This is a genomic window from Paraglaciecola arctica (assembly GCF_018861065.1).
In the GTDB taxonomy this organism is placed as follows: Bacteria; Pseudomonadota; Gammaproteobacteria; order Enterobacterales; family Alteromonadaceae; genus Paraglaciecola; species Paraglaciecola arctica_B.
Map to the genome: position 1 here is coordinate 28,026 of NZ_JAHKQO010000013.1, position 13,637 is coordinate 41,662.

A 13,637-nucleotide genomic window follows, 5' to 3' on the forward strand; every position below is an offset into this window, starting at 1 on the left:
GTAAAAATAGTTAGCATAGAGGGAGTTACCCTTGAATTTAAAATTAAATGCAAATAGAAATCTTTCAAATCGACGCCTTTGCCGATCAAGCTTTTACAGGAAATCCTGCCGCCGTTTGCCCACTGAATAAGTGGTTGCCTGACGAGTTACTGCAAAATATTGCGCAGTCCAACAATTTATCTGAAACCGCATTTTTTGTACCCATCGAAGATAAGTTTCAGTTACGTTGGTTCACACCATCCCATGAGGTCGATTTATGCGGACATGCCACTTTAGCCGCTGCCCACGTGTTGTTTACGCATTTGAATTATGAAAAATCTGAAATTCGTTTTGTGACAAAAAGTGGCGAATTAATTGTAACTAACCAAGCCAGTGGGCTAGAAATGGACTTTCCTGCATCGACGCCCACACCCGTCATCGCACCCGAATACCTATTATTGGGGTTAGGCATTAAACCTAAAGCTGTATTTGCAGCATTTGACTACATTATTGAGCTTGAAGATGAAGCTACAGTCCAAACTCTGTTACCTGATTTAGCGTTATGGAAAGCTTTAGATCTTAGAGGAGTGGTAATAACGGCAAAGGGTACTGATGTTGATTTTGTGAGTCGTTGCTTTTTCCCAAAACTCAATGTAGATGAAGACCCAGTAACCGGCTCGGCCCATTGTGAGTTAGCCCCCTATTGGTCACAAAAGCTCGCCAAAGACAATTTAAAAGCCAAACAATTATCACCAAGAACCGGTTTAGTTGAATGCCAACTCTCAGGCGAGAGAGTGGTACTAACAGGCAAAGCTGTAGACTATATGCGCGGTCATATAACTCTTTAGCTGTCTTAACCAATTATTCGTAACACATAACAATTCGAATTCAATATTAGGGGTACCAATGAAAAAGTGTTTATCAATTGTAGCGGTACTAGTCACTTTTCTTTCTTCATCTGCTTTAGCCAATAGTGAGCAATTTGATTACGATAACTTTGTAAAACAATATTATCGAGCCATGACTAATACTCAACTCCCAAACGCTTCTAACGAGGACCTAGAGTTTTACTTATCGTTTTTAACTGACGACGTTGGTAACCAACATTTACCTAATGCACCTGATGACTCAAGAGCCCCCGACGGTAAAGCTTTAATGCGTAAAGGCATGTCCCGATATTTAGGTGTGCATAGCGAATATCAGGGTAAAATAATCGAATATATTGTTGGTCACAATGCAGTCGCACTTAAGCACACTTTTGCAGCTAAAGGATTACGTGCAGACGGTTCAGAATTTAGCTATAGCAAAGAAGTTTTAGACGTTTTAGAACTAGAAAATGGAAAGGTATCAGTGATACGCAGATACGGAAACTAATCTCAGTTGCTAGGTATCAAGAGGTCAATATGAGGGACAGAGTTTCTAAGGGATGGTATTGGGCGGCTGTTTTGATTGGGGCCATGTTTTACAGCCAAAAAAACTTCAACTCGTCAATGAACTAGGGTAAGTAAATGAATATTATTCCATTAATAGGTGGCGCTGTATTTGCTGCAGTTGGTGCCTATATTATATATGACTATCAGCGGTTTAATAAAAACGCGACAAAAGCCAAGGGTAGGATACTACGTTATGATGAATACTATTCTAGAAGTACTAACAACTATAAAAGTAAGGTGTTTCGCCCTATTTTTGAGTTAACAATCAAAGGCAAACGTTATGAAATTAAATCAAAGACATCCTTCCACTCTAAAGTCATCCCCGTAGGCCAAAATACCGATGTATTATACCAACAAGGTGACGAAGAAAACGCGCGATTAGCCAAAGGCAATGGTTACGGTTTAGGACTTTTGTTTATTGCCCTTTCAATACCCGCATTTTATTTTGGGATGTTTCGATGAGACATTTAGCTCCAGAAGTATGGTGACAGGGTCTTTTCGGTTTTAAATAATGCAAGTATTGCTTCCTATTACGTAGTCTTTTGACGTCTGGCTTTGTTTTTAGGGAAACGCTAAGTTATTAATTTAACTATGGAAAATACTCTTAACATGGCTTTTAATAGGAAGCAGAAAAGTCGCGTTAAAGTCAGGTCTCCTTTTGCTTTTGCAACTTGTCGTGATTTTGATGGGTTAAAGGTTAAAAATATCTTATAAAATCAAAAGGTAAGTGCTGAAAGTGACGAAAATAGAAATGAATTCGAGAAGTTACATATACGACATGCTCGATAATAAGCGTTAGGCTTCAGAGTTACATGCTAGAAAATAAGTTAAGGAATTATTAATGAGCAATCTTGAAGAAATAAAAATTGATTTGCGTGGTGTTGCTAGCATTCTTAAGGACAAGAACTCTTTTGTGCCTAAATACCAACGCTCTTATGCATGGAAAGAAGAAAATGTTGAACACTTCCTTCAAGATATAGGCACTGCAATTAACAATGGATCTAGTGAGTACTTTCTTGGATCAATTGTAATTTCGGAAAAGGAAGAGGGGCGACCAGAAATTGTGGATGGACAACAACGGTTAGCGACCACAATGATACTTCTAGCAGCGATACGTGATTACTTTTTTCTCCTAGGTACGGATGAAGGAAAGGAACGTGCTCAAATGATATTTAGTGAATACCTAGCTAAGAAAGATCTAGATACGCTAGAGTTGCTCCCTAAGCTTAGTCTCAATGACTCCGATCATGACTATTTTTTAAAGCGAATTGTCAGCAATCCTAACTCACCTGATAAAAATATTAAGTCTGATAAGAAATCACACGAGCGAATAAACAAGGCTTCCATACAGGCGAAAAATTATGTTCGGAATTTAACTGGGATAACTAAAGACCCAACAAAAGACCTGGTTCAATGGATTAATTACCTAAAAGAAAAAGCGAAGGTTATTGCAGTCAGGGTTCCTGATGAATCCAATGCCTTTACTATTTTTGAAACACTCAATGATAGAGGGCTCGCTCTAGCAGTATCTGACCTATTAAAAAACTACCTTTTTTACAAATCAGAAGATCGCGTAACTGAAGTGCAATATAAGTGGGTGCAAGTAATATCTACAATAGAATCGGCCGAAGATGAAAAAACGGTTATAAATTTTATAAGAAATTACTGGTCTTCGAAACACGGTCTGGTTCGAGAAAAAGATCTATTTGATAAAATTAAGAAAAGTGTAACCAGCAAGGCGGAAGCAATATCATTGGCATCAGGCTTGTTCGATACTAGCAAGCTCTATTCCGCAATAATTACATGTGACGATAATTTCTGGTCAGGTTATCCTTCAAGTGCAAAAACATCGATGCAGACTTTGAATTTTTTTAAGATGGTACAGGTTCGGCCTTTAATATTATCGGTACTAGAAAATTTTGATGAAAAAGAAGTCGATAACGCGCTTAAATTACTTGTTAATGTTTCTGTCAGATTTCTAATAGTTGGGGGGCTAGGTGGAGGCGCCCTAGAGCAAAAGTATTGTGAAGGAGCACTTAAGATTAATAACAATGAAATTTCAACAGCAAAACAGCTTTCAGATTTCATGAAATCTTCAGCTCCAAGTGATAGTGAGTTTAAATCTTCATTTGAGACCGCAACTGTTTCGAAAAATTACTTGGCTAGATATTACTTACGGGCTCTCGAAATGGTTGAGAAGGGAGAATTGGAACCTGAGTTTGTTCCTAATACGTCAAATGATATCGTTACATTGGAACATATTTTACCTGAGAACCCATCTCAAGCGTGGGGATATATTAATGCTGATGATGCGAAGTCTAATTACAAAAGACTAGGTAATATGGCATTACTGAAAAAATCGTTAAATTCGGATATAGGTAATGGTGGTTTCGACGCAAAAAAACCATTCTACAGTGACTCTGAGTACCAACTTACATCGACTTTAAGCAAGCGCGATAGTTGGGGGATTGATGAGATTAGCCAACGGCAGAATGAGCTATCCGACTTAGCACTTAAGGCATGGCCAGTATAAGCCTAACGACTTTATGCAGACAGCCATGATTAAAATGGAGATCTAAGCTAACTCAGCTTCAAAGTAGTATTTGACCTAAAAATTTATAATGGGTGGCCTGGTAAAAAGCTTGCTATCCAGCGACTTTATGCAGACAGCCATGATAAAAATTGCGACTTTATGCAGACTGCGACTTTATGCAGACAGCCATGATAAAAATTGAAATGTAAGCCAATTGAACTAGACTTTGATAAGCAAATCAATCAAAGGAATGATGTCATGCCCCAGCCACGTAAATCTCAAATCAGTCTATCGGACACCCCTTATTATCATTGTGTTTCACGCTGTGTTCGGCGCTCTTTTTTGTGTGGCGTTGACCGTTATTCAGGTCAAAGTTATGAGCATCGCCGAGCTTGGGTGGAAGCGCGTTTATTGTTTTTGGGCTCAGTGTTTGCTATCGACATTTGTGCCTATGCGGTGATGAGTAATCATGTGCATGTGGTGTTACATGTGGATATGAAACAAGCGCAAGCTTGGAGTGACAGTGAAGTACTGGAGCGCTGGCACCGCTTACACAAAGGGACCTTACTCACTCAGATGTTTGTTAAGGGAAGCACTTTAAGCCAAGGTCAGTTAATAACTTTAGATGACACCATTGCTGAATATCGACAACGTTTATACGACATCAGCTGGCTCATGCGTAATCTGAATGAATACATTGCCAGAGAAGCCAATAAAGAAGATGACTGCACAGGCAGATTTTGGGAAGGGCGTTTTAAGTCTCAAGCCCTATTAGACGAAGCGGCATTACTTGCCTGTATGGCCTATGTGGATTTAAATCCTATTCGCTCCAAAATAGCTACGACTCCAGACACCTCATCCCACACCAGTATTCAACAACGCATTAAATCAACGAAACAAAACGCAGCCACAACCACACTGATGCCCTTTGTGGGTAACTCCAGACAAGACATGCCTAAAGGCATAGCCTATTCCCTCAAAGACTACTGCGAATTAGTCGACAGCACAGGCCGCATAATAAGAGACGACAAAGCAGGCCACATAGACCATCACACCCAGCCTATACTGCAACGTTTAGGCCTTTCAGATGAACAATGGCTCACCCTCACCACTGAATTTGAAAAACACTTCTGCTACGCCGCGGGAACAGAAATGATGATGAACCACTTCAAACGTCATACTGGACATCAACGTATACGGGGTATGGGGAAAGCTAGAACTTTGTTACGCTGCGCTTAACTTTAACAAAACACAAGCAACTACACATTTTGCAGGATAGTTGTGTCTGGAATTCCTAATAAACGGTAAAATCTTCCTAGTTATCCATCAAATAAAAATTCAAAGCGAAAAATACCCCATTAACGCAATCAGCAGCCTTAAATATGAGGTAGCATTTGACCTAAACGTTTATAATGGGTGGCTTGGTAAAATTGATCAGCAGCCTTAAATATGAGGTAGCATTTGACCTAAACGTTTATAATGGGTGGCTTGGTAAAATTGACCTCCATAATGGGTGGCTTGGTAAAATTGACCTGCCATGATAAAAATGGAAATCTAAGCATTTGACCTAAACGTTTATAATGGGTGGCTTGGTAAAAAGCTGTAAACGTTTATAATGGGTGGCTTGGTAAAAAGCTCTGGCTATGGTTATAAAACCTCTTCGATTGGTTCTTCACCATTAAATAGTTCGACAATAGTGTTGTCTGTCGGAGGGTTATTAACACAAAACAACAATGCTTTGGCAACGTCACCTCGGGTAATAGTTGCTTGGTCTTTCTGCGCTGGCCGCTCAGAGGTGAATTTTGAGCTAGGGTCAAAATCGGTAAGCGAGCCAGGACGAATAATAGAGTAAAGCAGTCCGCTATTGATTAGATGTTCGTCTGCCATATGTTTAGCAACTAAATAGGGTTGCATCTGTTCTGACCCCTTTTCTGGTTTATCTGCTCCAATTGAGCTAATCATTACAAAATGCTTAACATTATTGGCTTTAGCATAATCTACTGCCCGGCAAGCTGCCCATAAATCGATCAGCAAGGTTTGATCGGCTCCGGTACTTCCGCCGGATCCGGCTACAAACACAACGGTATCGCACTGTTTGTTTTCACTTTGATTAAAAGCATGGCTAAAGTCTTTTTTCAGGTCACCTTCTACGATAGTAAGATGCTCACCTTTAATATCTGATAATTTGCTTTTGTCGCGAACAAGGGCAACAACGTTTTGCTGATTGTTAACCATTATTTGAGTTAGTTTTTTACCGATTTGCCCACTTGCGCCAATAATTAATGCATTTTTCATTTGTTTTCCTTATTTAAAGTCGTGTATAAATTTCTGAGTTTTTGTAGAGTTTACTTAAATTAATCTGATCCCTATTAGTACCAATATGAATACGTTGGCGAGTAGTCCAATTAAGAAAAAATAGGTTCTAGGGCTGGGATTTTTTTCTGTCGCGATAGCGTAATAGAGTGCCATATGTATCAACCGCGCAAACACATATATCCATACAGCGATGGCAAACAGCGGGCTTTGATAATTAAGAGAAAAGGCGAATAAAACGCTACCAATAAAAAGTGCGCTGTTTTCTAAAGTGTTATGAAATGTGCGGTGAGCTCTAAAAACAAAACTATCATGGGATAAATCTTCGCTTAATTTCCCCGGCACTGCTTCTGGCTGATTGGCCTTAGAAAATGTGGCCACTAGCCACTGAATGAATACCATTATTAGATATAGATAAAATGCAAAGTAAACTGAGTGTGCAAGCGCAATCATAAAATTGTTTCCTTGATGTCATGTTAGAAACATAAGAAAGCAATATATGTACCTCAAATAACCAATTGATTTATAAGAATTATTTATTTTATAAAGATAGAGGTGTGTAATTTTTACAGCGTTGACGATAAGAATTACTGAAGAGGTTTAGTAGGCGAACCGCTATGCTGCGCTTTATATACAGAGATTTTCTAAAAATAAAGTTTGACCTGCTATTTGCTTTATTCACTCGAACCAGTACTTTCTCCGTGATGTGCGGATAACTGGCAAACAAAAATCTAATTTGAAAAGGGAAGCTCAAGACACATGGCCTAGTTAGGTCATGGAGCAACGCATCAACGACCAGCAAGGCGACGCTTGTTAGCTTAGTATTGAGCAGTTACAGTTAAAGCAAACAACAGCAGCGGCTCCGATGATTTTGATGAAAGTGATATTTGTTAAGCAAGGCAAAAGTATATGAATGTAGCGCTAGTTTTCTGCGCTTGAAAAAGTAATTAAGGGCTCGCAGATATCACGAGCCCTGCTACTTCAAAACTTATTCTTGAGTAAAGGTTAATCCCGCATTCGCTACAAGGCGTTTGATCAACTTGTCGCCCATTGCGGGGGCGGTAGTCCAAATTCCACCTTGAGTTTGTTGTGAATCTTTGACCAAACAGATAGCAGATTCAGCAATGATTTTAGAGGTTGAGCCATAGCCGGGATCTCTATCACCTTTGACTGAAACATTTATTTGGTTGCCTTGAGCATCCGAACCTATGTATAACAAGTCGTATAAACCTGCTTCTCGCTCTTCTTTGCTTGGTCCTTCACCAGGTTTAGGGCCGCCATTACCGCCCATGCTTTTGTCGTTCGCCATAGCGTTAGCAATGGCTTCGCCTTTTTCGCCTGGACCTGTCATAAACATTTCGTCGTATACAAAGTCATCGCCATATTGGCTGTCTAATAAAAAGTTAGAACGTTGCACGTTACGGGTATTGATAGCTGCCATGACAAAAGGTGTTACCCATGTGCCTAAATCTTCTTCGTAGTAGGGCTTATTGCCAAAAGGTTGTTCGGCACCAGTAAATCCTGGGGTCAGTGAAAAGGGGTTAAGCAAGGCTTCCATTTTGGCTGGATCTTGTTTCGCCGCAATCAAAGTCGCTTTAAGACTAGCTGCGGTACCGCCCGAGAAAGTGCCTTTCATTTTTCTAACCCGACATCTTACTCTTGGCATTGGGTGACCAAATTGTTCTTTAGCCAGTTGTTGTAGGTGATATACCCCAAGGTCAGAAGGAATGGAATCAAACCCACATGAAAATACAATACGTGCACCACTGGCTTTAGCGGCTTCTTGATGGGCAGGGATCATTTCACTCATCCATACCGGCTCACCACATAAGTCGACATAATCAACACCTGACTTGGCGCACATTGCCACTAAGTCTGATCCATATAGCTGATAGGGGCCCACAGTGGTCAATACAAGTTTGGTATCGTCTAACATGGCTTGAATTGAGCTTAAATCATCAGAATCAGCGACCACAAGAGCGGTGTCTGTAGGAGCGCCTATTTCATCACGAACTTGCGCAAGTTTTTCAGCACTTCTTCCCGCCATCGCCCATTTCAGTGAGTCATCACCGGCGTATTGCTTAACCAAATATTCAGCTACTAAACGGCCGGTAAAGCCAGTGGCACCATAAATAACAATATCGAATTTTTTATTTGTACTCATTACGCACTCCTATAACTTTTTGTGTGTTGAGTTTAATAGGGATTATCTATAATTTTAATTTATTTAGGTAATGGCTAACTATATTCTTTATTAATGGGTGTTGGGCGATGCCGCAAAAAAAACGAGTCTAGCGACTCGTTTCTTATTTGGGATAAAAACTAGACAATGCTAGTTTACATGTTGCTTAGGCTGTAACAATCTTACAGGCATTGGTGCCACCCACTGTTTCCATCACATCACCATAAGTCATGATGAATTGGTCGCCTGATTCCAAAATACCTTTTTCTAGTAATACGGCAACTACGTCGTCTTTCAGTTTACCTGGGTCACTGCCACGAGAATCAAAAAAGACTGGTTTAACACCGCGGTATAACGCCATCTTGTTTAATGTGCTTTCATGTCTAGATAGAGCATAAATTGACAAAGATGTAGTGATACGTGACATCAACAATGGCGTGCTACCACTTTCTGTTAATGCAACAATAGCCTTTATTGTACTTAAGTGGTTGGCAGAGTAGACCGCACTTAATGCGACGGTTTCACTGACCGAATGGAATGCTTCATCCATTCTATGTTTAGACACAGTCACACTAGGGTGAGTTTCTGCACCCACACATACTCTTGCCATTGCTTCTACAGTTTCAACAGGAAACTCACCCGCAGCAGTTTCAGCGGATAACATAACCGCATCAGTACCATCTAATACTGCATTCGCCACATCCATTACTTCTGCTCGTGTTGGCATGGGGCTGGTGATCATTGATTCCATCATTTGTGTGGCAGTGATGACCACTTTATTTAGTTGACGCGATCGTGCGATGAGCTTTTTCTGTACGCCTACTAATTCAGCATCACCAATCTCAACGCCTAAATCACCACGGGCTACCATGACTGCGTCAGAAGCTTCGATAATATCGTCAATGGCTTCGTCAGAGGCGACTGTTTCGGCACGTTCGACTTTGGCACAAATCATCGCATTACAACCTGCTTTTTCTGCCAGTTGACGGGCATAACGTAAATCATCGCCAGAACGTGGGAACGAGACGGCTAAATAGTCGACGCCAATTTTTGCTGCGGTCACAATGTCTTCTTTATCTTTAGCTGTTAATGCTTCAGCCGACAAACCACCACCTTGACGATTAATACCTTTGTTGTTTGATAGCTTGCCAGCAACTGTCACTTCGGTATGTACTTTATTACCTTCAACGCTAGTCACTACTAGCTGAATGCGACCATCATCAAGTAATAATAAATCATCTTTAACTACATCTTGAGGTAATGCTTTGTAATCGATACCCACAGCTTGTTGGTTACCATCATCTTTACCCATGTCGGCATCAAGAATAAAGTGGTCGCCAATCTTCAATTTGATAGAACCATCTACGAATTTAGATACGCGAATTTTAGGGCCTTGCAAATCACCTAAAATGGCAACGTATTTACCCAGCTTTTTAGCAGCAGTGCGCACTTTATTGGCACGGTTAATATGATCTTCGGCCGTTCCATGAGAAAAGTTCATGCGAACCACATTGGTTCCAGCTTTAATAATCGCTTCTATTTGTTCCACTGTATCTGTAGATGGACCTAAGGTAGCGAGTATTTTTGTTCTTCTTAACATAGTTTAGTTACTCTATTGTTATGGCGCGTTTGTTACCTATCCCATGCAGTACTTGCTATTGAAGACAGGCTCAGTTCAATAAATTAAGCATAGCCTTTTTTAAGGCGTTAGTTATTTTTGTAGATATCTACAAACTTGAAATAGTTATAAATTAACAAAAGTGTAATTTTATTACGAAAATGGTAGTGCAAAACGACCAAAAAGTGAAATTATTCTAATAAAAAAGAGCCTATTGGCTCTATTTTATTAGAATAAGGTAACAATTTACGTTAATCACCACGTTTATCAAACCTCGACCCTCGTAAAGTATCTTTCACTCGTTTCAGGTTTTCTCTAAATTTGTTGCCTCTTCTAAGCGTAAAGCCAGTCGCCAATATGTCAATTAGGATTAGCTGGGCAATCCTAGAGGCCATAGGCATATACATATCTGTATCTTCTGGTACTTCAAGAGATAACACTAAGTTACATTCTTGGGCTAATGGGCTGTCTTTAGACGTAATTCCCATCACAGTTGCATCGTTGCCACGGGCAATTTGGGCTATTTCTACCAGGCTCTTAGTTCTGCCAGTGTGAGAAATGAGTACCACTACGTCCCCTTCGCCAGAATTCATGCAGCTCATACGCTGCATGATAATATCTTCGAAGTAGATGACAGGAACATTAAAACGGAAAAATTTATTTAAGGCATCGTGGGCAACAGAAGCTGAGGCTCCTAAACCAAAGAAAGATATCTTTTGGGCCTGAGTCAATAAGTCTACGGCGCGGTTAATCGTTGCAATATCAGCTGATTGCCTTGCAACTTCCAAGGAGGCCATAGTGGATTCAAATATTTTGTGGGTATATTCTTCTGGTCCGTCATTTTCTTCAACGTGGCGGTTTACATAAGGCGTACCGTTCGCAAGACTTTGCGCTAAATGTAATTTAAAATCAGGATAACCTTTAGTGTCTAACCTACGGCAAAAACGGTTGACTGTAGGTTCACTTACACCTGACATTTTTGCCAGTGTGGCAATGCTACTGTGGATCGCGGTTTGCGGATTCGCTAGTATGACCTCTGCAACTTTGCGTTCAGACTTACTAAAGACGGCATTATGTTGGGTTATTTTTTCTAGAATATTCATGCGCGCATCAAAAACTTCATTATAATGGTTTCACTAAAAGGCCAGAATTTACTTCGGCTCATTACCGCCAGAATACTATAGTTGTAATTTTTTAACAGGAAATCTTTCGGATTAATGGACCGAAAACCGTTATTTCTTGATATTTAGCGGTGTGAGTCTCGTGAAAAGTTGTAAAATTACTACATTTGATGTTAAATTTTACGTTATGGGTTGTTGATTAGCTTGTAACCGTATTTCGTTACAACAATTAACACAATCAATCAAAATATTAGTAGGCAGAAAAAATGGTTTTGGAAAATTCGTTCGAACCTTGTGATTTCGTATTGTTTGGCACACAAGGCGATTTAGCCAGACGTAAACTTTTACCTTCTTTATATCAACTTGAAAAATCTGATTTGATGCACGCCGAAACAAAAGTGATTGGTGTAGCGCGTCAAGATATCAGTAAAGAAGATTACGTTTCACTCGTAAAAGAGAACATTGAAAAATTTACTAAAGAAGCCGTTTGTGAAGAAACATGGGCGCGCTTCTCAGAAAAATTAGACTACGTGCAAGTCGATATGAAAGATATCGCTAGCTACAAAGCTTTCAAAGATCATGTGGATCCAAAGCGAATGATGGTTTGTTATTTTGCAACACCACCGTCAATTTTTGGGGACATTTGCTTAGGGCTTAAAGCTGCAAAAATCATTGATAAAAGCATGCGAGTGGTATTGGAAAAACCAATTGGACACAACTTAGAATCATCTAAAGTGATTAATGACCAAGTCGCCGAGTTTTTTGACGAATCTCAAATCTATCGAATTGATCATTATTTAGGAAAAGAAACGGTTTTAAATCTAATCGCGTTACGTTTCGCAAATTCGATTTTTGCCACCAATTGGGATCATAACTGTATTGATCACGTACAAATTAGTGTCGCTGAATCTGTAGGTATTGAGGGCCGTTGGGGATACTTCGACGAAGCCGGTCAAATGCGCGACATGGTTCAAAACCATCTATTACAGATTCTCACGTTAATCGCTATGGAGCCTCCCGCGAATTTGGATGCAGACAGTATTCGTGATGAAAAACTTAAGGTTCTCAAATCTCTACGACCTATTAATGCTAGCAATGTCCGAGAAAACACGGTTCGTGGTCAGTATGTAGGAGGATTTGTTAAAGGCCAAGAAGTGCCTGGTTACTTAGATGAAGCCGATGCCAACACTTCAAGTGAGACAGAAACCTTTATTGCCTTAAAAGTAGAATTAGATAACTGGCGTTGGGCTGGTGTGCCATTCTATTTGCGCACAGGGAAACGTTTACCTGATAAAACCAGTGAAGTGGTTATCTACTTTAAACGTCAACCTCATAATTTGTTTAAAGAAAGTTTCCCACAGTTACCACCCAACAAACTCACTATTCGTTTGCAACCAGACGAAGGGGTTGAAGTGACAGTCATGAACAAAGTGCCTGGATTGACTGGAAAGAGTTCAATGGATTTACAAAAATCCAAATTGAATTTGAGCTTTTCTGACACCTTTAAAGACGAACGCATCGCAGATGCGTACGAAAAATTACTGTTAGAAGTTATGTTAGGTAATCAAGCCTTATTCGTTCGTCGAGACGAAGTAGAGGCTGCATGGAAATGGGTAGATGGTATTCTAGCTGCTTGGAAAGTTAGCAATGAACCGCCTGAACCGTATCAAGCCGGTACTTGGGGGCCTGTAGCGTCGATTGCGTTACTTGCTCGTGAAGACAGAGCTTGGTACGAAAGCCGCATGGGGAAAAAATAATGGCATTAACACAATCTAAATTTAGAACAACCGAACAACTTAATACTGCCTTTACACGTAAAATTGTAAAGTTACTTAGGGATGGTATTGAGGAAAATGGACGCGCAAGCTTAGTTGTCTCAGGTGGTCGTACACCTGCGGAGCTTTTCGGGGCGTTGTCTAAAGCTCATTTAGAGTGGGATAAAGTTGATGTGAGTTTGGCGGATGAACGTTGGGTGGACAATACTGACGACGCCTCGAACGAAAAAATGTTACGCACTAAGTTACTGATTAATAATGCTGCAAATGCCAATTTTGTTCCTTTAAAAACCTATCATGGCAATGCTGAAGATGCAGTGTCAACTTGTACTGAAAATTTACAAAAGATGCATACTCCTTTCGACGTGCTGATCTTAGGTATGGGTGAAGATGGACACACTGCTTCTTTGTTTCCATGCTCTGAGCAAATTGCTGAAGGTTTGGATCTTGAATCAGGAAAAGCATTTATTGCGGTACAGCCAGCGAGTGCTCCTAACCAACGTATGTCATTAACTCTGCCAGCGCTGTTAAACAGTAACCAAATATTTTTGCATCTCACAGGAGAGAGCAAAAAAGCGGTGTTAGATACGGTACTGTCTGATGATGATGCTTTAGTTATGCCAATCAGAGCTGTCATTAACAACGCCGACGTAGAGCTTGTTTGGGCACCTTGAAAATATTTT

General features: G+C 40.2%; 12 protein-coding genes. 7 read left to right on the forward strand and 5 right to left on the reverse strand.

What is annotated here, in order from left to right; genetic code table 11:
* The first annotated feature begins 47 nt into the window (after positions 1-47).
* From KO534_RS04145 to KO534_RS04165, 5 genes are all read left to right on the forward strand, one after another.
* Positions 48-827 (forward strand): PhzF family phenazine biosynthesis protein, encoded by a 780-nt coding sequence (locus KO534_RS04145; protein WP_215927556.1) that lies wholly within the window; start codon positions 48-50, stop codon positions 825-827.
* Between the two features lie 58 nt (positions 828-885).
* On the forward strand, positions 886-1,353 hold the full coding sequence (locus tag KO534_RS04150) for a nuclear transport factor 2 family protein (protein WP_215927558.1): 468 nt from the start codon (positions 886-888) through the stop codon (positions 1,351-1,353).
* A 134-nt stretch (positions 1,354-1,487) separates the two neighbouring features.
* A complete protein-coding gene (locus KO534_RS04155; RefSeq protein ID WP_215927560.1) occupies positions 1,488-1,874 on the forward strand; it encodes a DUF3592 domain-containing protein in 387 nt (128 codons plus the stop codon).
* Between the two features lie 379 nt (positions 1,875-2,253).
* A complete protein-coding gene (locus tag KO534_RS04160) occupies positions 2,254-3,945 on the forward strand; it encodes a DUF262 domain-containing protein (RefSeq protein WP_215927562.1) in 1,692 nt (563 codons plus the stop codon).
* A 258-nt stretch (positions 3,946-4,203) separates the two neighbouring features.
* A complete protein-coding gene (locus KO534_RS04165) occupies positions 4,204-5,184 on the forward strand; it encodes a transposase (protein ID WP_215927564.1) in 981 nt (326 codons plus the stop codon).
* Between the two features lie 408 nt (positions 5,185-5,592).
* Here the strand turns inward: KO534_RS04165 and KO534_RS04170 are convergent, their stop codons facing one another.
* The 5 genes from KO534_RS04170 to KO534_RS04190 form a co-directional block, all read right to left on the reverse strand.
* Complete coding sequence (locus KO534_RS04170; RefSeq protein ID WP_215927567.1) at positions 5,593-6,240, reverse strand: SDR family oxidoreductase; 648 nt, start codon at positions 6,238-6,240, stop codon at positions 5,593-5,595.
* A 54-nt stretch (positions 6,241-6,294) separates the two neighbouring features.
* A complete protein-coding gene (locus KO534_RS04175; protein WP_215927569.1) occupies positions 6,295-6,711 on the reverse strand; it encodes an MAPEG family protein in 417 nt (138 codons plus the stop codon).
* A 535-nt stretch (positions 6,712-7,246) separates the two neighbouring features.
* Positions 7,247-8,422, reverse strand: coding sequence for a saccharopine dehydrogenase family protein (locus KO534_RS04180; protein WP_215927571.1), 1,176 nt, complete (start codon positions 8,420-8,422; stop codon positions 7,247-7,249).
* A 184-nt stretch (positions 8,423-8,606) separates the two neighbouring features.
* Positions 8,607-10,040 carry a pyruvate kinase gene (pyk, locus tag KO534_RS04185; protein WP_215927581.1) on the reverse strand — a complete coding sequence of 478 codons (1,434 nt, stop codon included), beginning with the start codon at positions 10,038-10,040 and terminating at the stop codon, positions 8,607-8,609.
* 269 nt (positions 10,041-10,309) lie between these two features.
* Positions 10,310-11,161 (reverse strand): MurR/RpiR family transcriptional regulator, encoded by an 852-nt coding sequence (locus KO534_RS04190; protein WP_215927583.1) that lies wholly within the window; start codon positions 11,159-11,161, stop codon positions 10,310-10,312.
* Between the two features lie 284 nt (positions 11,162-11,445).
* On the opposite strand from KO534_RS04190, the gene zwf reads away from it, so the two are divergent.
* Together zwf and pgl are read left to right on the forward strand one after the other, a co-directional pair.
* Positions 11,446-12,936, forward strand: a complete 1,491-nt coding sequence (gene zwf, locus KO534_RS04195; protein ID WP_215927585.1) for a glucose-6-phosphate dehydrogenase — start codon at positions 11,446-11,448, stop codon at positions 12,934-12,936.
* Positions 12,936-13,628: a 6-phosphogluconolactonase gene (gene pgl / locus KO534_RS04200; RefSeq protein ID WP_215927587.1), complete on the forward strand. Its 693-nt coding sequence runs from the start codon at positions 12,936-12,938 to the stop codon at positions 13,626-13,628. Before zwf ends, pgl begins: the two co-directional genes overlap by 1 nt.
* The last annotated feature ends 9 nt before the right edge of the window (positions 13,629-13,637 follow it).

Bases quoted from the DNA above. Each gene is read 5' to 3' on its own strand.
- zwf (WP_215927585.1), top strand. From the start codon at position 11,446: ATGGTTTTGGAAAATTCGTTCGAACCTTGTGATTTCGTATTGTTTGGC.
- KO534_RS04170 (WP_215927567.1), bottom strand. From the start codon at position 6,240: ATGAAAAATGCATTAATTATTGGCGCAAGTGGGCAAATCGGTAAAAAA.
- KO534_RS04190 (WP_215927583.1), bottom strand. From the start codon at position 11,161: ATGAATATTCTAGAAAAAATAACCCAACATAATGCCGTCTTTAGTAAG.
- KO534_RS04180 (WP_215927571.1), bottom strand. From the start codon at position 8,422: ATGAGTACAAATAAAAAATTCGATATTGTTATTTATGGTGCCACTGGC.
- pgl (WP_215927587.1), top strand. From the start codon at position 12,936: ATGGCATTAACACAATCTAAATTTAGAACAACCGAACAACTTAATACT.
- KO534_RS04155 (WP_215927560.1), top strand. From the start codon at position 1,488: ATGAATATTATTCCATTAATAGGTGGCGCTGTATTTGCTGCAGTTGGT.
- pyk (WP_215927581.1), bottom strand. From the start codon at position 10,040: ATGTTAAGAAGAACAAAAATACTCGCTACCTTAGGTCCATCTACAGAT.
- KO534_RS04160 (WP_215927562.1), top strand. From the start codon at position 2,254: ATGAGCAATCTTGAAGAAATAAAAATTGATTTGCGTGGTGTTGCTAGC.
- KO534_RS04165 (WP_215927564.1), top strand. From the start codon at position 4,204: ATGCCCCAGCCACGTAAATCTCAAATCAGTCTATCGGACACCCCTTAT.
- KO534_RS04150 (WP_215927558.1), top strand. From the start codon at position 886: ATGAAAAAGTGTTTATCAATTGTAGCGGTACTAGTCACTTTTCTTTCT.
- KO534_RS04145 (WP_215927556.1), top strand. From the start codon at position 48: ATGCAAATAGAAATCTTTCAAATCGACGCCTTTGCCGATCAAGCTTTT.
- KO534_RS04175 (WP_215927569.1), bottom strand. From the start codon at position 6,711: ATGATTGCGCTTGCACACTCAGTTTACTTTGCATTTTATCTATATCTA.